The organism is Pseudomonas shirazensis (genome assembly GCF_014268785.2).
Classification (GTDB): Bacteria; Pseudomonadota; Gammaproteobacteria; order Pseudomonadales; family Pseudomonadaceae; genus Aquipseudomonas; species Aquipseudomonas shirazensis.
Genome location: NZ_JABWRD020000002.1, coordinates 302974 through 319480 on the forward strand (window position 1 = coordinate 302974; position 16507 = coordinate 319480).

The 16507-nt window shown below is 63.6% G+C and carries 17 protein-coding genes; 9 read left to right on the top strand and 8 right to left on the bottom strand.

Annotated elements, in window-relative coordinates; translation table 11 throughout:
- The 4 genes from gatA to HU736_RS12680 all read left to right on the top strand — a co-directional run bounded on the left by gatA (position 1) and on the right by HU736_RS12680 (position 4454).
- Complete coding sequence (gatA, locus tag HU736_RS12665; RefSeq protein WP_186697478.1) at positions 1-1452, top strand: Asp-tRNA(Asn)/Glu-tRNA(Gln) amidotransferase subunit GatA; 1452 nt, start codon at positions 1-3, stop codon at positions 1450-1452.
- An 11-nt stretch (positions 1453-1463) separates the two neighbouring features.
- Positions 1464-2909 (top strand): Asp-tRNA(Asn)/Glu-tRNA(Gln) amidotransferase subunit GatB, encoded by a 1446-nt coding sequence (gene gatB, locus HU736_RS12670; protein ID WP_103436164.1) that lies wholly within the window; start codon positions 1464-1466, stop codon positions 2907-2909.
- Positions 2910-2978: 69 nt separating this feature from the next.
- Complete coding sequence (locus HU736_RS12675) at positions 2979-3350, top strand: septal ring lytic transglycosylase RlpA family protein (RefSeq protein ID WP_101316814.1); 372 nt, start codon at positions 2979-2981, stop codon at positions 3348-3350.
- A 60-nt stretch (positions 3351-3410) separates the two neighbouring features.
- Positions 3411-4454: a calcium/sodium antiporter gene (locus HU736_RS12680; protein WP_150570817.1), complete on the top strand. Its 1044-nt coding sequence runs from the start codon at positions 3411-3413 to the stop codon at positions 4452-4454.
- A gap of 42 nt (positions 4455-4496) precedes the next feature.
- On the opposite strand, the gene HU736_RS12685 is transcribed toward HU736_RS12680, so the two are convergent.
- From HU736_RS12685 to HU736_RS12705, 5 genes are all read right to left on the bottom strand, one after another.
- Positions 4497-5858 carry an amino acid permease gene (locus HU736_RS12685; RefSeq protein WP_103436161.1) on the bottom strand — a complete coding sequence of 454 codons (1362 nt, stop codon included), beginning with the start codon at positions 5856-5858 and terminating at the stop codon, positions 4497-4499.
- Positions 5859-5921: 63 nt separating this feature from the next.
- Positions 5922-6863, bottom strand: coding sequence for an AEC family transporter (locus tag HU736_RS12690; RefSeq protein WP_101316808.1), 942 nt, complete (start codon positions 6861-6863; stop codon positions 5922-5924).
- A gap of 150 nt (positions 6864-7013) precedes the next feature.
- Positions 7014-7592, bottom strand: a complete 579-nt coding sequence (locus HU736_RS12695) for a DJ-1/PfpI family protein (RefSeq protein WP_103436160.1) — start codon at positions 7590-7592, stop codon at positions 7014-7016.
- A gap of 79 nt (positions 7593-7671) precedes the next feature.
- On the bottom strand, positions 7672-8829 hold the full coding sequence (locus tag HU736_RS12700; protein WP_186697476.1) for a phospholipase D-like domain-containing protein: 1158 nt from the start codon (positions 8827-8829) through the stop codon (positions 7672-7674).
- 1 nt (position 8830) lies between these two features.
- On the bottom strand, positions 8831-9412 hold the full coding sequence (locus tag HU736_RS12705) for a YceI family protein (RefSeq protein WP_186697474.1): 582 nt from the start codon (positions 9410-9412) through the stop codon (positions 8831-8833).
- A 211-nt stretch (positions 9413-9623) separates the two neighbouring features.
- On the opposite strand from HU736_RS12705, the gene olsB reads away from it, so the two are divergent.
- Both olsB and HU736_RS12715 read left to right on the top strand, forming a co-directional pair.
- Positions 9624-10379, top strand: coding sequence for an L-ornithine N(alpha)-acyltransferase (olsB, locus tag HU736_RS12710; RefSeq protein WP_186697472.1), 756 nt, complete (start codon positions 9624-9626; stop codon positions 10377-10379).
- Positions 10379-11167 (top strand): 1-acyl-sn-glycerol-3-phosphate acyltransferase, encoded by a 789-nt coding sequence (locus tag HU736_RS12715; RefSeq protein ID WP_186697470.1) that lies wholly within the window; start codon positions 10379-10381, stop codon positions 11165-11167. Before olsB ends, HU736_RS12715 begins: the two co-directional genes overlap by 1 nt.
- Here HU736_RS12715 and HU736_RS12720 read toward each other — a convergent pair whose 3' ends face one another.
- Positions 11168-11746, bottom strand: coding sequence for an acyl carrier protein phosphodiesterase (locus HU736_RS12720; protein WP_103436155.1), 579 nt, complete (start codon positions 11744-11746; stop codon positions 11168-11170). It lies immediately after the preceding gene.
- A gap of 221 nt (positions 11747-11967) precedes the next feature.
- On the opposite strand from HU736_RS12720, the gene HU736_RS12725 reads away from it, so the two are divergent.
- The 3 genes from HU736_RS12725 to HU736_RS12735 are packed head-to-tail and all read left to right on the top strand — an operon-like array spanning position 11968 to position 14523.
- Positions 11968-12270 (top strand): ArsR/SmtB family transcription factor, encoded by a 303-nt coding sequence (locus tag HU736_RS12725; RefSeq protein WP_103436154.1) that lies wholly within the window; start codon positions 11968-11970, stop codon positions 12268-12270.
- A gap of 13 nt (positions 12271-12283) precedes the next feature.
- Complete coding sequence (locus HU736_RS12730) at positions 12284-13453, top strand: MFS transporter (protein WP_181108484.1); 1170 nt, start codon at positions 12284-12286, stop codon at positions 13451-13453.
- A 20-nt stretch (positions 13454-13473) separates the two neighbouring features.
- Complete coding sequence (locus HU736_RS12735) at positions 13474-14523, top strand: alkene reductase (RefSeq protein WP_186697468.1); 1050 nt, start codon at positions 13474-13476, stop codon at positions 14521-14523.
- A 44-nt stretch (positions 14524-14567) separates the two neighbouring features.
- On the opposite strand, the gene HU736_RS12740 is transcribed toward HU736_RS12735, so the two are convergent.
- A complete protein-coding gene (locus tag HU736_RS12740; RefSeq protein ID WP_186697466.1) occupies positions 14568-15395 on the bottom strand; it encodes an ATPase in 828 nt (275 codons plus the stop codon).
- Positions 15396-15481: 86 nt separating this feature from the next.
- Positions 15482-16477 (bottom strand): NAD-dependent epimerase/dehydratase family protein, encoded by a 996-nt coding sequence (locus HU736_RS12745; RefSeq protein ID WP_103436150.1) that lies wholly within the window; start codon positions 16475-16477, stop codon positions 15482-15484.
- Positions 16478-16507: the final 30 nt, after the last annotated feature.

Sequence of the window (16507 nt, forward strand, 5' to 3'; positions counted from 1 at the left end):
ATGCATCAATTGACCCTGGCCGAGATCGCCCGCGGACTCGCCGACAAGTCGTTTTCATCCGAGGAGCTGACCCAGAGCCTGCTGGGCCGGATCAAGCAACTCGACCCGCAACTGAACAGCTTCATCAGCGTCACCGAAGAACGCGCGCTGGATCAGGCGCGCGCTGCCGACGCCCGTCGCGCCGCTGGCGAAACCGGCCCTCTGCTGGGCGCGCCGATCGCCCACAAGGACCTGTTCTGCACCCAGGGCGTACGCACCAGCTGCGGCTCGAAGATGCTCGACAACTTCACCGCGCCGTATGACGCCACCGTGGTCAGCAAGCTGGCCGACGCCGGCATGGTGACTCTGGGCAAGACCAACATGGACGAATTCGCCATGGGTTCGGCCAACGAATCCAGCCACTACGGCCCGGTGAAGAACCCGTGGAACCTCGAGCACGTGCCGGGCGGTTCGTCCGGTGGTTCGGCGGCAGCCGTGGCGGCACGCCTGCTACCGGTGGCAACCGGCACCGATACCGGCGGCTCGATTCGCCAGCCGGCGGCACTGACCAACCTGACCGGCCTGAAACCGACCTACGGTCGCGTTTCGCGCTGGGGCATGATCGCCTATGCATCGAGCCTCGATCAGGGCGGCCCGATGGCGCGTACTGCCGAAGACTGCGCCCTGCTCCTGCAAGGCATGGCCGGCTTCGACACCAAGGACTCGACCTGCATCGACGAGCCAGTGCCTGATTACAGCGCCAACCTCAACGCGCCGCTGCAAGGCCTGCGCATCGGCCTGCCGAAGGAGTACTTCGGTGCCGGCCTGGACTCGCGCATCGCCGACCTGGTGCATGCCAGCGTCAAGGAGCTGGAGCAGCTCGGCGCGGTGGTCAAGCAGATCAGCCTGCCGAACATGCAACACGCCATCCCGGCGTACTACGTGATCGCCCCCGCCGAAGCCTCGTCCAACCTGTCGCGCTTTGATGGCGTGCGCTTTGGCTATCGCTGCGAAGATCCGAAGGATCTCACCGACCTCTACAAGCGCTCGCGCGGTGAAGGTTTCGGCGTTGAAGTACAGCGCCGGATCATGGTTGGCGCCTACGCGCTGTCGGCTGGTTACTACGACGCCTACTACCTGCAGGCGCAGAAGATTCGCCGCCTGATCAAGAACGACTTCATGGCAGCCTTCGAAGACGTCGACCTGATTCTCGGCCCAACCACGCCCAACCCGGCCTGGAAGCTTGGCGCCAAGAGCAACGACCCGGTCTCCGCCTACCTGGAAGACGTCTACACGATCACCGCCAACCTGGCCGGCCTGCCCGGCTTGTCGATGCCGGCCGGTTTCGTCGACGGCCTGCCCGTCGGCGTGCAACTGCTGGCGCCGTACTTCCAGGAAGGCCGCCTGCTCAACGTCGCGCACCGCTACCAGCAAGTCACCGACTGGCACACCCGCGCCCCTACCGGCTTCTGAGGAATTCACACATGCAATGGGAAGTTGTGATCGGGCTGGAGATTCATACCCAGCTCGCCACCCAGTCGAAGATTTTCTCCGGCAGCGCTACCACCTTCGGCTCCGAGCCGAACACCCAGGCCAGCCTGATCGACCTGGGCATGCCTGGCGTACTGCCGGTGCTCAACCAGGAAGCCGTGCGCATGGCGTGCATGTTCGGCCTGGCCATCGAAGCCGAGATCGGCCCGCGCAACGTGTTCGCGCGCAAGAACTACTTCTACCCTGACCTGCCCAAGGGCTATCAGATCAGCCAGATGGACCTGCCGATCGTCGGCAAGGGGCACCTCGACATCGCCCTTGAAGATGGCACCATCAAGCGCGTCGGCATCACCCGTGCGCACCTTGAAGAAGACGCCGGTAAAAGCCTGCACGAAGACTTCAATGGCGCCAGCGGCATAGACCTCAACCGGGCCGGCACGCCGCTGCTGGAGATCGTCTCCGAGCCGGACATGCGCAGCGCCAAGGAAGCCGTGGCTTACGTCAAGGCGATCCACGCGCTGGTGCGTTACCTGGGCATCTGCGACGGCAACATGGCCGAAGGTTCGCTGCGTTGCGACTGCAACGTATCGATCCGGCCGAAGGGTCAGGTCGAGTTCGGCACTCGCTGCGAGATCAAGAACGTCAACTCGTTCCGCTTCATCGAGCGCGCCATCAACAGCGAAATCCAGCGCCAGATCGAGCTGATCGAAGACGGCGGCCGGGTCATCCAGGAAACCCGCCTGTACGACCCGAACAAGGACGAGACCCGCTCCATGCGCAGCAAGGAGGAAGCCAACGACTACCGTTACTTCCCCGACCCTGACCTGCTGCCGGTGGTGATCGAGAGCAGCCTGCTCGAGAGCATCCGCGCCAGCCTGCCAGAGCTGCCACCGCAAAAGGTCGAACGCTTCCAGAGCCAGTACGGCCTGTCGGCCTACGACGCCAACGTGCTGGCCGCCAGCCGCGAACAGGCCGACTACTTCGAGGCCGTGGTGCGCATTGGTGGCGACGCCAAGCTCGCCGCCAACTGGGTCATGGTCGAGCTGGGCAGCCTGCTCAACAAGCTCGGTGTCGAGATCGACCAGGCGCCGGTCAGCGCCGAGCAACTGGGCGGCATGCTCCTGCGTATTCGCGACAACACCATCAGCGGCAAGATTGCCAAGACCGTGTTCGAAGCGATGGCCGCAGGCGAAGGCGACGCCGACAGCATCATCGACAGCAAGGGCCTCAAGCAGGTCACCGACAGTGGTGCAATCGAGACCATGCTCGACGAAATGCTGGCAGCCAATGCCGAGCAGGTCGAACAGTACCGCGCCGCCGATGAAGCCAAGCGCGGCAAGATGTTCGGCTTCTTCGTCGGCCAGGCGATGAAAGCCTCCAAAGGCAAGGCCAACCCGGGGCAGGTGAACCAACTGCTCAAGGCCAAGCTCGAAGGCTAAGCCCTGCGCGGTGCACGGTCAGCCACGACCGTGCACCGGCAACTCATTCTTTGCGGAGCGTACGCGAGCATGCGGCATACCCTTGGCGCACTTGCGCTTTTCTCCCTGCTGGCCGGCTGCGCCAGTCACGATATCGACCCTAGCGGTTACGACAAGACCGGCACCGCCTCCTATTACGGTTCGCGCCATCATGGCAAACGGACCGCCAGTGGCGAGCCCTTCAACCAGCACGGCCTTACCGCCGCCCACCGCAGCCTCGCTTTTGGCAGCCGAGTGCTGGTCACCAACCTGGCCAACCAGCGCAGCGTCGTGGTGCGCATCAATGACCGCGGACCACACAGCCGTGGCCGTTTGATCGATCTGTCCCGCGCGGCCGCAGAAAAAATCGGCATGATCCGTAGCGGAACCGCGCGAGTGCGGGTACAAGGTCTGAGCGACTGAGCCAACGGGAGCCTGACCATTTTCGACCTCGCCACCCTACCCACCTTCAGCCTCCTACAATTGGCTGTGGGCCTTGTCCTGCTGGTGCTCGGCGCCGAACTGCTGGTGCGCGCCGCCCTGCGCCTGGCTACGCGTCTGCATGTGCGGCCGCTGATCATCGGTTTGAGCCTGGTTGCCTTCGGCAGTACCGCGCCGCAATTGACTGTCAGCCTGCAAGCGGCCTATCAAGGTGCGCCTGACGTCGCTGTCGGCAGCGTGATCGGCAGCAACATCTTCAATGTGCTGGTGATTCTCGGCTTTACCGCGCTGATCATCCCGCTGCGCGTGTCGCGCCAACTGGTGCGTCTGGACATCCCGTTGATGGTGGCCGCCAGCGCCTTGGTCTACCTGCTCGCGGCCAACGGCCAGCTGGGCCGCTTCGAAGGCGCGCTGTTACTGCTCGGGCTGCTCGGTTATCTGTTGATCCTCTGGCACCAATCGCGCCACTACGCGCGTACTTATCCGGCACCGAATGCCCTGGAGGTCAGCCGCCTGCGCTTCTGGAGCGGTGCTGTGGGGCAGATCGCGTTGGGCCTGGTATTGCTCAGCATTGGCGGCCATCTGCTGCTGGAAGCCGCAGTGGAAGTGGCCACTGACCTTGGCCTGTCGGAACGGATCATTGGGCTGACCGTAGTCGCCGTCTGCACCTCGCTGCCGGAACTTGCCGCTGCGCTGGTTGCGGCGCTGCGCGGTGAGCGCGAAGTAGCGGTAGGTACAGTGATCGGCAGCAACCTGTTCAACTTGCTGGCAGTGCTGGGCGCGACCGCGCTGGTCACCCCTGCCCCGCTGTCGATTTCACCAAATGCACTGGCCTTTGACTTGCCGGTGATGCTCGGCGTCGCCTGCCTGAGCCTGCCGGTGTTCTACTCCGGCTACCGCGTCACCCGCGCCGAGGGGCTGGTGTTTCTCTGCCTGTACCTGGCCTACGGCCTGCATGTGGTGACCTTCACCACCGGCATGCCGTTGGCGGGCAAGCTGGAGAAACTGATGCTGTTCTACGTGCTGCCGCTGCTTGCTCTGACGCTGCTGTACACCACCGTGCGCGCCTGGCGGCGCCAGCACTGAGGCCTGCGCAGGTTTAGCCGCGCAGGCCTTGCAGCAAACACCTCAGCGCTTGGCCTGGCGCTGCTTCTTGAGCTTGAACGCAATGCCCAGTGCGGCAATCCACAGCGGGATCAGCATCACCGAGATGCGGATCGGCGGAGTCAGGTACATCACCACCAGGATCAACACGATGAAGGCCAGGCACATGTAATTGGTAATCGGGTGGCCCCAGCTGCGGTAGAACGGCGTATCGCCGGCAGCGATCTTGGCCTTGCGGAATTTCAGGTGGGTGATGCTGATGCTTGCCCAGTTGATAACCAGCGCTGATACCGCCAGCGCCATCAACAGGCCGAAGGCTTCGCCCGGCATCAGGTAGTTGATCACCACGCACAAACCGGTGGCCGCTGCCGACACACCCAGCGCGGTCAGCGGCACGCCGCGACGGCTGACCTTGAGCAATTGATGCGGTGCATCGCCCTGGCTGGCCAGGCCGAACAGCATACGGCTGTTGGCGTACACGCAGCTGTTGTACACCGACAGCGCCGCCGTCAGTACCACCACGTTGAGAATGGTCGCGACCAGGTTGCTGTCCAGTTCATGGAAGATCATCACGAACGGGCTGCCGCCCTGCACCACCTTTTGCCACGGGTACAGCGACAGCAAGATCGCCAGCGCACCGATGTAGAAGATCAGGATGCGGTACACCACCTGGTTGGTCGCCTTGGGAATGCTCACCCGCGGGTTTTCCGCCTCGGCGGCAGTGATACCGACCAGCTCCAGGCCGCCGAACGAGAACATGATCACCGCCAGAGCCATGATCAAGCCGCCGACGCCATTGGGGAAGAAGCCGCCGTATTGCCACAGGTTGGCGACGCTGGCATCCGGGCCACCCTGGCCGCTGGTGAGCAACCAGGCGCCAAAGCCGATCATGCTGACAATCGCCACTACTTTGACCAGAGCGAACCAGAACTCCATCTCGCCGTAGACCTTGACCTGAGTCAGGTTGATCAGGTTGATCACCACAAAGAAGATTGCTGCCGTGGCCCAGGTCGGGAAGTCCGGCCACCAGTACTGCACATAGATGCCAACTGCGGTCAGCTCGGCCATGCCTACCAGCACATAGACCACCCAGTAGTTCCAGCCCGAGACAAAGCCGGCGAACTCGCTCCAGTATTTATGGGCGAAGTGGCTGAAGCTGCCGGCAACCGGCTCTTCCACCACCATTTCGCCAAGCTGGCGCATGATCAGGAAGGCCATCAGGCCGGCAATGGCATAACCCAGCAACACCGAGGGGCCGGCCATCTGGATGGTCTGGGCAATGCCCAGGAACAGCCCGGTGCCGATGGCCCCGCCCAGCGCGATCAACTGGATATGGCGATTTTTCAGGCCGCGCTGTAACCGCTCGGGCGAGTTCTGGTCTTGCATGGAGTGTCCTTAGGTCAGGTGGCAGCGTTGTTGCTGTTGTTGTTCTGTTCAGGCGGCAAGGATCTAGATCCAGCCGCCCCACTGCAAGATGAAGATGCCGATATTGGTGGTAATTGCCGCCATCAGGGTAGTAATGACGATGATCGCCGCCGCTAACTGATGATTGGCATTGGCCGCACGGGCCATGACATAGCTGGCGGCAGCGGTAGGGCTGCCGATGTACAGGAACAGGATGCCCAGCTCGGCACCGCGGAAACCACACAGCCAGGCGCCGAGGGTGCCGATCAGCGGCAACCAGACCATCTTCACCAGGCTGACATCCACCGCCAGCTTGCCGCTGTCGCGCAGCGCCGCCAGCGACAAGGTGCCACCAATGCAGATCAACGCCAGTGGCAGGGTCATTTGCGCCAGATAGTCGCCCGAGGTCAGCAGCCAGTTCGGCAGCGGCACCTGGGCGTAGGCCATGGGTGTGGCGAGCAGCACGCTGATGATCAGCGGGTTACTGAAAACACTTTTGCAGATGCTCCACGGATCGGACTTGAGGTCCGGGCTGTATACCGCCAGCACCACCGCCGACAGCGAGTTGTACAGGAGGATCACCAGGCCGGCGAGCACCGCGCCCAGCGAGATGCCGTAATCACCGTACAGGCTGGCCGCCAGGGCCAGGCCGATAACGCCGTTGTTGCCGCGAAAAGCCCCCTGGGTGTAGATGCCGCGCTCGGCCAGCGGCGCGCGCCAGATCGCCAGGCCCCAGGACAAGGCGAAGCCGATCAGGGTAATTGCGGTGAAGTAGACCAGCACACCGGGTTTGATCGCTGCATCCAGATCGGCATGGTAGATGCCAAGAAACAGCAGCGCCGGCATGCACACGTTGAACACCAGCGTCGAGGCAACCTTGGTGAAGTTGTCGTCGATCAGGTGCAAACGTTTGAGCAATACGCCCATGAACAGCATGGCGAACACCGGTGCAGTGATGTTCAGCGTCTGGATAAGAAGGGCGAGCATGCGCGAGCGGTCCTGGTTTTGGGGTTGCCGTTAGGGGGCTAATGATACGCCAGGCGCTGGGTTTTGCGGACAATAGCCACTGCTAAAAGGATATTTCCTACACAACTGGCGCTTTTTGCTGTCAGCCTCGCCCCCTGCACAGCGGCCGATTCAAGAAATCCGAGTGCCCAGCACTTTCAGGAACGCTGCCAGCCAGGCGGGATGCGCCGGCCATGCTGGCGCGGTAACTAGATTGCCCTCGACGTGGGCCTGATCCACTGCGATGTCGATGAAGGTGCCTCCAGCCAGGCGCACTTCCGGCGCGCAGGCAGGGTAAGCGCTGCACTCGCGGCCATGCAGCACGCCTGCCGCTGCCAGCAACTGGGCGCCATGGCACACCGCGGCAATCGGCTTGCGCGCCTCGTCGAAAGCCCGCACCAGCGCCAGCACCTGCTCGTTCAGGCGCAGGTATTCAGGTGCGCGGCCGCCCGGGATCAGCAAGGCGTCGTAGCTTTCGGCGCGGGCCTGGACGAAGTCGAAGTTGAGGGCAAAGTTGTGCCCGGGCTTTTCGCTGTAGGTCTGCTCGCCTTCGAAGTCGTGGATAGCGGTACGCACCGTCTGCCCCGCGATTTTCTCCGGGCACACCGCATGCACGGTGTGGCCGACCATGCTCAGCGCCTGGAACGGCACCATCGCTTCGTAGTCTTCGACATAGTCGCCCACCAGCATGAGAATCTTCTTGCCTGTCATCGCCACCGCTCCTTGCCTAGCCTGGGATCAATCTGAGCACGATAGACCGCTTCGGCGCTTACCGATATGCGCGTTCATCTCAATTGCGCCGATCCAGCAGGTTGGCCACCAGCCGGTCCATCCAGCCCCAGATCCGTTGCTTGACTCGCCGCCACAACGGTCGCGCGTTCCAGTGGGCCAGATCGACCTCCTCGCTGAGGGCAAAGTCACGTTTGAAGCTGGCGCTGACGGCTGCGGTCAGGGCGGGGTCGAGCGCCTCGATGTTGGCCTCCAGGTTGAAGCGCAGGTTCCAGTGGTCGAAGTTGCACGAACCGACGCTGACCCAGTCATCGACCACGACCATCTTCAGGTGCAGGAAGCACGGCTGGTATTCGAAGATGCGTACGCCGGCGCGCAGCAGTCGCGGGTAGTAACGGTGCCCGGCGTAGCGCACCGAGGGGTGGTCGGTGCGCGGGCCGGTCAGCAGCAGGCGCACGTCGATGCCGCGCGAAGCAGCCCGGCGCAGAGAACGGCGCACGCTCCAGGTCGGCAAAAAATACGGCGTCGCCAGCCAGATGCGCTGCTGCCCGCTGTTCAGGGCACGCACCAGCGAATGCAGAATGTCGCGGTGTTGTCGGGCATCGGCGTAAGCCACCCGACCCAGGCCCTGCCCTTGTACCGGCACTTTGGGCAGGCGTGGCAGACCGAAACCTGCTGGCGGGCGCCAGGCAGTGCGGCGGTCATTGGCATGCCATTGGCGATCGAACAACAGCTGCCAGTCGCTGACCACCGGCCCCTGGATCTGCACCATCACTTCATGCCATTCGCTGCGCTCGGCCTGCGGCTGCCAGAACTCATCGGTGACCCCCGTGCCGCCGACTACCGCCCAGCGGCTGTCGACCAAGAGGATCTTGCGGTGATCGCGGTACAGATTGCGCACGCCGCGGCGCCAGTGCAGGCGGTTGTACCAGCTCAACTGCACACCGGCGCCAAGCAAGCGCTGGCGCAGCGCCGTGGTGAAGGCCAGCGAGCCGTAGTCATCAAACAGGCAACGCACCTGCACGCCGCGCCGGGCGGCCTGCTCCAGCACTGTGACCACTGCCTCGGCGCACGTGCCGGCCTCGACCAGATACAGTTCCAGATCGACCTGGCGCTCGGCCTCGGCAATCAGTTGCAACATCCGCGGGAAGAACTCGGGGCCGTCGATCAGCAGCTCGAACTGATTACCGTCGCGCCAGGGAAAGACCGGCCCCGGCATATCAGCGGGCGTTGAAGATCAGCACCGCATTGACCGGTACCGAGGGGTTGATGGACTTCAGCTTGGCGAACTTGCGCAGGCTCTCGAGCCCGGGCAGCAGGCCATAGTCAGCAGCGCGCAGGATCAACGGTTCAAGGGTCACCACCTGAAAGCGCCGCTCGTCCAGGCGCGTGGCCATCAGCAATGCGTTGTAGCTATGCGAGTGGCCGTGCAGGGTGACGGTCAGCGGCAGGCGCAGTTCGATCTGCGCGCCGTTGGCGAGGTTGTCGATCGGGCGCAGGTCGATCTGCGCCTTGACCTTCGCTTCGGGGAACTGGTCGACCTCGAACAGGCCATCGCGCATGCGCTCGTCACGCAGCGGGATACCACTACTGACCGAATCCATCTCGATCCGCAGGCCGGCTGCGCCCTTGCGATCGACGCTGCCGTGCAGCACCAGAAAGCGATGCACTTCGGTGGTCTCGCCGTTTTTGCCGGTGACGAACGACAAGCGCGAAGACTCACCGTCCAGGTGCCAATTGGCATGAGCGGGCAGGCACAACGCCAGGAACAGGGCGGGAAGCAGACGGGCAAGCATGGGCATGGGGAATTCCGTGAAACAAAGCCGTGAACATTACCCGCCCGCCTTCGGTGCAGCAAGCAGCAGTCTCGCAGCCCCTCAGGTACGGCCAGCGGTGGCTGTCACGCAAGCATCACCAAAGATTCACCGAGGTGACACCCCCCCTACCTAGGCTGACCTTGCACAACAAAGCCGACCGGCAGCCCCGCACATGGTTGGCCAATGGAGACTCGCAATGACCCGGATCGCTCGCTCAGGCGACACCAGCACTGAACGCCGTCTGCAAGCCGAGCGCCTGCTAGGCGCTGCGGCCCTGCAAGAAGCCCAGGCCCTGCGTTTCAAGGTGTTCAGCGGTGAACTCATGGCCAAGCTCAAGGGCGCCGAACAGGGCCTGGACATGGACGATTTCGATATCCACTGCCGCCATATCGGCGTGCGTGACCTGAGTACTGGCCGCCTGGTTGCCACCACCCGCTTGCTCGACCACCAGGCCGCGAGCAGCCTCGGGCGTTTCTACAGCGAAGAAGAGTTCAGCCTGCACGGCCTGCTGCAATTGCAGGGGCCGATCCTTGAACTGGGCCGCACCTGCGTCGACCCGGCCTATCGCAACGGCGGCACCATCGCCGTGCTCTGGGGCGAGTTGGCCGAGGTGCTCAACGAAGGCAGCTACAGCTACCTGATGGGCTGCGCGAGCATCCCCATGCAGGATGGCGGCGTGCAGGCCCACGCGATCATGCAACGCCTGCGTGAACGCTACCTGTGCACCGAAAACCTGCGCGCCGAGCCGAAAAAACCGCTGCCGACTCTGGCCCTGCCGAACAACGTGATTGCCGAAATGCCCCCGCTGCTCAAGGCCTACATGCGCCTGGGCGCGAAGATCTGCGGCGAACCGTGCTGGGACGAGGACTTTCAGGTCGCCGACGTGTTCATCCTGCTCAAACGCGACGACCTATGCCCGCGCTACGCCCGCCACTTCAAGGCAGCGGTGTGATGCTGAGGCTGCGGGTCGCCGCCCGCCTGGCACGTTTGCTGTGGGTGCTGCTGATCGGCATGGCCATGGCCAGCGTTACTGCGCTTGGCCAGCGTCTGCGTGTGCCGGTGTCGCTGGCTCTGCGCCAGCGCTGGAGCCGCTGGTACATGCAGCGCCTGGTCGGCGCGCTGCCATTTCAGGTCGAGGTGCTCGGCGAGCTGCCCCAGCGGCCGATGCTGTGGGTCGGCAATCACGTGTCATGGACCGACATTCCGCTGCTCGGCATGCTCACCCCGTTATCGTTTCTGTCCAAGGCCGAAGTCCGTCACTGGCCGCTGGCCGGCTGGCTTGCCGAGCAGGCCGGGACGCTGTTCATCCGCCGCGGTGGCAGTGACGCCCAAGGCCTGCGCGAGCAGATCAGCCAGCAATTGGGCGATGCCCTGCCGCTGTTGATCTTCCCGGAAGGCACCACTACCGATGGCCGCAGCCTGCGCACCTTCCACGGCCGCCTGCTGGCCGGCGCCATCGATGGCGCTACCCCACTGCAACCGGTGGCGATTCAGTACTGGCGCAGTGGTGAGGTTGATCCAATTGCACCTTTCGTTGGCGATGACGACCTGGTTTCGCACCTGCTGCGCTTGTTTGCCCAACCGCGTGGGCAGGTACGCATTCAGTTGCTGGCACCGATCAGCAGCGTCGGCAAGGAGCGCGCTCAGCTGGCGTTTCAGGCACAACAAGCCATTCATGGCGCCCTGTTCGGCCACGAGCAAGTCGAGTTGGCCCGGCGCCGGCTAGCGCGAGCGGCTTGATCAGCAGGGCCAGCGGGCGCTGGCGAACGCCTGCAGCTGTGGATAAAACTCTCTGAAGTCTTCCAGCAACGGCTGGTACAGCACCTCCAGTTCGGGCATTACTCCCGCCAAGCCTTCGGGGCGCGACAGGCGCCGGCCTATCCCACGGAACACGTACTCCAGCGTGGCAAAATCGCCGTACGCGGCCAGCCAGTCGTCCGCGGCCATCATCGGGGCGATATGCGCAAGCCGGCCTGGCAGCTCGGGCTCGGCGAGCAGGACCTGGTAAAAGCGCTGGGTAAACTCAGTCAGCGGCTGGACGGCGTAGTCGTGCCAGTGGTGCGCCAGGCAGTGGTCGAAGAACACATCGAGCACGATTCCGGCGTAGCGCCGCCGCTCCCGCGGGAAACGCGCCAGTGCGGCTAGCACTATGGGGTGGCTGTCGGTGTAGCTGTCGATCGAACGGTGTAGCTGGATGGCGGCTTCCAGGGTGGGTGGGAAGCGGCCGTGCAGGGTGCCTTTGACGAAATCGCCGTATAGGCTGCCGAGTAGTTGTTGCGGCTGTTGGCCGCCTAGGTGCAGGTGGGCTAGGTAGTTCATGGGGACAGTATAGGGTTTCTGCGGGTTGGTCGGCTTGGGATGATGGATAGCTGGCTGCGGGCTTATCTGGTTTTTGTGGTGGTTTTGCTGGCCCCCAATATCGTTATAACCCGATATAGCGATTCGACCCGAGCTAAGACCAACATCATATTTGTATATCGCGAAATACCGATTTATATTTCGCCCCATCGCGATATAGCGCCCTACCCAAGAGCCTCCCCATGCCCCTGGACCTCGACGAAACCATCAAAGCCCTGTCCCACCCAGTCCGCCGCGAAATCCTCGGCTGGCTCAAAGACCCGGCCAGCCAGTTCCCCGATCAACAGCACAGCATCGAGCACGGTGTCTGCGCCGGCCAGATCGACCAACGCTGCGGCCTCTCGCAATCCACCGTGTCGGCCCACCTGGCCACCCTGCAACGCGCAGGCCTGATCAGCAGCCAGAAAATCGGCCAGTGGCATTTTTTCAAACGCAACGAGGACGCGATCCAGGCGTTTCTCAAGCAACTGAGCGAAACGCTCTGACGAGGATTCAGCAATGCCCCTTCCACTCTTGATGCTGGCGCTGAGCGCTTTCGCCATCGGCACCACCGAATTCGTCATCATGGGCCTGCTGCCCGAAGTGGCGAGCGACCTTGGCGTGTCCATCCCCGGTGCCGGCTGGCTGGTTACCGGCTATGCCCTGGGCGTCGCCATCGGCGCACCGTTCATGGCCCTGGCCACCGCCCGCCTGCCACGCAAAGCCGCGCTGGTCACGCTGATGGGCGTGTTCATCGTCGGCAACCTGTTGTGCGCCGTCGCCGCTGACTACAACCTGTTGATGTTCGCCCGTGTAGTCACCGCGCTGTGCCATGGGGCCTTCTTCGGCATCGGTTCAGTGGTCGCCGCCAGCCTGGTACCGGCCAATCGCCGCGCCTCCGCCGTAGCCCTGATGTTCACCGGCCTGACCCTGGCCAACGTGCTCGGCGTGCCGCTGGGGACCGCGCTGGGCCAGGTCGCCGGCTGGCGTTCGACCTTCTGGGCAGTGACCGTGATCGGTGTGATCGCGCTGATCGGCCTGATCCGCTACCTGCCGCTGCAACGTGACGAAGAGGCGGTCGACATGCGCGCTGAACTGGCCGCGCTGAAAGGGGCCGGTATCTGGTTGTCGCTGAGCATGACTGTGCTGTTCTCGGCTTCGATGTTCGCTTTGTTCACTTATGTCGCGCCGCTGTTGGGTGATGTCACCGGGGTTTCGCCCAGCGGCGTGACCTGGACCTTGCTGCTGATCGGCCTTGGCCTGACTCTGGGCAACATCATCGGCGGCAAGCTCGCCGACCGCCGTCTGGGCGCAACTCTGATTGGCGTGTTTGTGGCCATGGCGGTGATCTCGACGGTGTTCAGCTGGACCAGCAGCGCCGTGATCCCCGCTGAAATCACCCTGTTCCTGTGGGCCACAGCTGCCTTTGCCGCCGTGCCGGCACTACAGGTCAACGTGGTCACCTACGGCAAGGCTGCACCGAACCTGGTATCGACCTTGAACATCGGCGCCTTCAACCTGGGCAACGCCCTCGGCGCCTGGGTCGGCGGTAGCGTGATCGCTCACGGCCTGGGCCTGACCCGCGTACCGCTGGCCGCCGCAGCCCTGGCGCTGTTGGCCCTGATCGTCACCCTCATCACTTTCAACCAGCGCGGCAACGATGCCGAGCTGGCCACCGCTGGCAACTGAACCTTTGCGAGGCTGAACCGATGACTACGCTATTCGATCCACTGCTGCTGGGTGACCTGCAGTTGCCCAACCGCATCATCATGGCGCCGCTGACCCGCTGCCGCGCCGACGAAGGCCGCGTGCCCAATGCGCTGATGACCGAGTACTACGTGCAGCGCGCCAGCGCCGGGCTGATTCTCAGTGAAGCGACTTCGGTGACGCCAATGGGCGTTGGCTACCCGGACACCCCCGGTATCTGGTCCAACGACCAGGTGCGCGGCTGGCACAGCCTGACCAAGGCAGTGCATGCTGCCGGCGGGCGGATCTTCCTGCAGCTGTGGCACGTCGGGCGCATCTCCCACCCCAGCTACCTCAACGGTGAGCTGCCGGTTGCACCCAGCGCGATCCAGCCCAAGGGCCATGTCAGCCTGGTGCGTCCGCTGGCCGACTACCCAACCCCGCGGGCACTGGAAAGCGAAGAGATCGCTGACATTGTCGAGGCCTATCGGATCGGTGCCGAAAACGCCAAGGCGGCGGGCTTTGATGGCGTCGAGATTCATGGCGCCAACGGCTACCTGCTCGATCAGTTTCTGCAAAGCAGCACCAACCAGCGCAACGACAACTACGGCGGTTCACTGGAGAACCGTGCCCGGCTGTTGTTGGAAGTGACCGATGCGGTGATCGAAGTGTGGGGCGCCCAGCGCGTCGGCATGCACCTGGCGCCACGCGCCGATGCTCATGACATGGGCGATGCTGACCGCGCCGAGACCTTCACCTACGTCGCCCGCGAACTGGGCAAACGCGGTATCGCGTTTATCTGCTCGCGGGAAAAACTCGCCGACGACAGCCTCGGCGCGCAGATCAAGCAAGCATTCGGTGGGCCGTACATCGTCAACGAACGCTTCGACAAGGCCAGCGCCAACGCCGCCCTTGCCAGCGGCCTGGCCGATGCTGTGGCGTTTGGCGTGCCGTTCATTGCCAACCCGGACCTGCCAGCACGTTTGGCCGCCGATGCGCCGTTGAACGAGGCGCGGCCGGAGAGGTTCTATGGCGGTGGCGCCGTGGGCTATATCGACTATCCACGGCTGTAAGCAGATGAATGGGGCGGCCTTGCGCGGCCCCATCAGCATTACCACTATGGCCGGGCGTTGATCTGCTGTTGCAGGTTCTGCACCTGGTTCTGCAGGGTGTTCAGGCTGCGCGTGGTCTGCCCCCTGAAAGCGTCGAATTCCTGCACCGAGGCGCCGCTGCTGGCCGCTGCTGCGGGGCGATTGTCGATCTGGCTCTTCAGCACCAGCACATCCTGCTCCAGACTGTTGATCGCCGCGCTCGGGTTGCCCTGCTTCTTCAGCGCGGCAATCTCGCTGTTCAGGCTCTTGAGCTCGTTGTCGAGCTTGCCGCCATCCAGCTGGCCCGCCTTCAGCGCCGCCAACTCGGCATTCACCGCCTTCAACTGCGCCTGCAATTGGGCCTGCAATTCAGTTACAGCTTTTTGCTGCTCGCGGGTATCGGCCAGTACCTGTTCCAGGCGCTTGCCAAGGTCGCCGGCCTGACCGGCCACGCCCTGCTGCTGCTTGCCCTGCTCGGCAAGGCTGGCCTGCAACTGGCGAATCTGCAGTTTCAAGGCTTCGCTGCCGGTGCTGACGCTGGCATCGCTGGCTTCGACCTTGCCGCTGATCGCTTGCAGCCGGCCGGCGGCTTCCTCGCTGATGCGGGCAAAGCTCTCCTGGGTCGCGACCAGTTGCTGCTCCATCAGCGAAATCTGCTGGAAGCTCCACCAGCCGAGCCCGGCCAGGGCGATGAACGAGGCAACCAGCAAAGCCCAGAGCGGCGCGGTGTTGGTCGGCCGTGCGGCTTTCTGGCGGCTGCGCGCCACGTGCTCGGGGAGCAGTTCATCGTCATCTCGGGTGCCGGCACGCAATGTTGGCACGTCGTCGAAGTCGTCGCGAAGGTCGTTACGCATGGGGGCTTTCAACCACAGTCATAGCAAAGAGACACAGTATAAACCGCCAGCGCGTTACGTTGATGACCATCATCAAGGCGCGCGCTTCAGCGGTTGTGCGGGACGTTCTTCCACCAGCCGCAGAACTCGTCGAGCGCGCTCCACAGGCTGACCTGAGGCCGGTAATCCAGATGCTGCCGGGCCCGACTGATGTCGAGGGTGAAGTCCTTGCTCATGACCTGCATACCCAGGCGTGACAAAGTTGGCTGCGGGCGGCCAGGCCAGAGCATGCACGCCGCTTCGTTGAGTGCTGCCAGGCTGTAACCCAGGCCGTAGGAGCGGTAGCGGGTGACCTGCGGCAACTGCATCTGACGCATGACGTAATTCACCACATCCCACAGCGGCAGCGGCTGGCCGTTACTGATGTTGTAGGCCTGGCCGAGCGCCTCATCATCTGCAAAGAGTGCGCTGAGCAACGCTTCGTTGAGGTTGTGCACACTGGTGAAGTCGGCCATGTTCAGGCCGTTGCCGATGATTGCCAGGCGGCGCTTGCGCTGCATCTGCAGCAAGCGCGGGAAAATGTTCGCATCGCCGGCCCCGGTGACCAGCCGTGGGCGCAGGGCGAGCACTTCGAGGCCGAACTCCTGCGCGCCGAAGACCTTCTGCTCGGCGAGAAATTTGGTCGTGGCGTAATGATCGTGCATGCGCCGCGGCAGCTGCTGTTCCTGCACATTCAGGCGTGAGCGGCCATTGAAGTAGATCGACGGCGACGACAGGTGTACCAGCCGGCGCACATGCTCCTTGAGGCAGCCTTCAACGATGTTTTCGGTGACCACCACATTGCCCTGATGGAAATCCTGGTAGCGTCCCCAAGCGCCGGTCATGCCCGCGCAATGCACCACGGCATCGACGCCCTGGCACAGACGCCGGGCCAGTTCGGCATCACCGAGGTCACCTGGGATGAACTGCGCGCCGCGCTTGACCAAATGCTCCACGCCTTCGGCACGCCGCCCGTTGACCCGGACCTCAAGGCCCTGCTCCAGGGCAAAACGCGCAAAGCGCCCGCCGATGAAGCCGCTCGCGCCGGTGACCAGAATTCGCATGTAACACTCCGCCTTGCCAGATTTCAGATG

Bases quoted from the DNA above. Each gene is read 5' to 3' on its own strand.
- gatA (WP_186697478.1), top strand. From the start codon at position 1: ATGCATCAATTGACCCTGGCCGAGATCGCCCGCGGACTCGCCGACAAG.
- gatB (WP_103436164.1), top strand. From the start codon at position 1,464: ATGCAATGGGAAGTTGTGATCGGGCTGGAGATTCATACCCAGCTCGCC.
- HU736_RS12675 (WP_101316814.1), top strand. From the start codon at position 2,979: ATGCGGCATACCCTTGGCGCACTTGCGCTTTTCTCCCTGCTGGCCGGC.
- HU736_RS12685 (WP_103436161.1), bottom strand. From the start codon at position 5,858: ATGCAAGACCAGAACTCGCCCGAGCGGTTACAGCGCGGCCTGAAAAAT.
- HU736_RS12690 (WP_101316808.1), bottom strand. From the start codon at position 6,863: ATGCTCGCCCTTCTTATCCAGACGCTGAACATCACTGCACCGGTGTTC.
- HU736_RS12695 (WP_103436160.1), bottom strand. From the start codon at position 7,592: ATGACAGGCAAGAAGATTCTCATGCTGGTGGGCGACTATGTCGAAGAC.
- HU736_RS12700 (WP_186697476.1), bottom strand. From the start codon at position 8,829: ATGCCGGGGCCGGTCTTTCCCTGGCGCGACGGTAATCAGTTCGAGCTG.
- HU736_RS12705 (WP_186697474.1), bottom strand. From the start codon at position 9,412: ATGCCCATGCTTGCCCGTCTGCTTCCCGCCCTGTTCCTGGCGTTGTGC.
- olsB (WP_186697472.1), top strand. From the start codon at position 9,624: ATGACCCGGATCGCTCGCTCAGGCGACACCAGCACTGAACGCCGTCTG.
- HU736_RS12715 (WP_186697470.1), top strand. From the start codon at position 10,379: ATGCTGAGGCTGCGGGTCGCCGCCCGCCTGGCACGTTTGCTGTGGGTG.
- HU736_RS12720 (WP_103436155.1), bottom strand. From the start codon at position 11,746: ATGAACTACCTAGCCCACCTGCACCTAGGCGGCCAACAGCCGCAACAA.
- HU736_RS12725 (WP_103436154.1), top strand. From the start codon at position 11,968: ATGCCCCTGGACCTCGACGAAACCATCAAAGCCCTGTCCCACCCAGTC.
- HU736_RS12730 (WP_181108484.1), top strand. From the start codon at position 12,284: ATGCCCCTTCCACTCTTGATGCTGGCGCTGAGCGCTTTCGCCATCGGC.
- HU736_RS12735 (WP_186697468.1), top strand. From the start codon at position 13,474: ATGACTACGCTATTCGATCCACTGCTGCTGGGTGACCTGCAGTTGCCC.
- HU736_RS12740 (WP_186697466.1), bottom strand. From the start codon at position 15,395: ATGCGTAACGACCTTCGCGACGACTTCGACGACGTGCCAACATTGCGT.
- HU736_RS12745 (WP_103436150.1), bottom strand. From the start codon at position 16,477: ATGCGAATTCTGGTCACCGGCGCGAGCGGCTTCATCGGCGGGCGCTTT.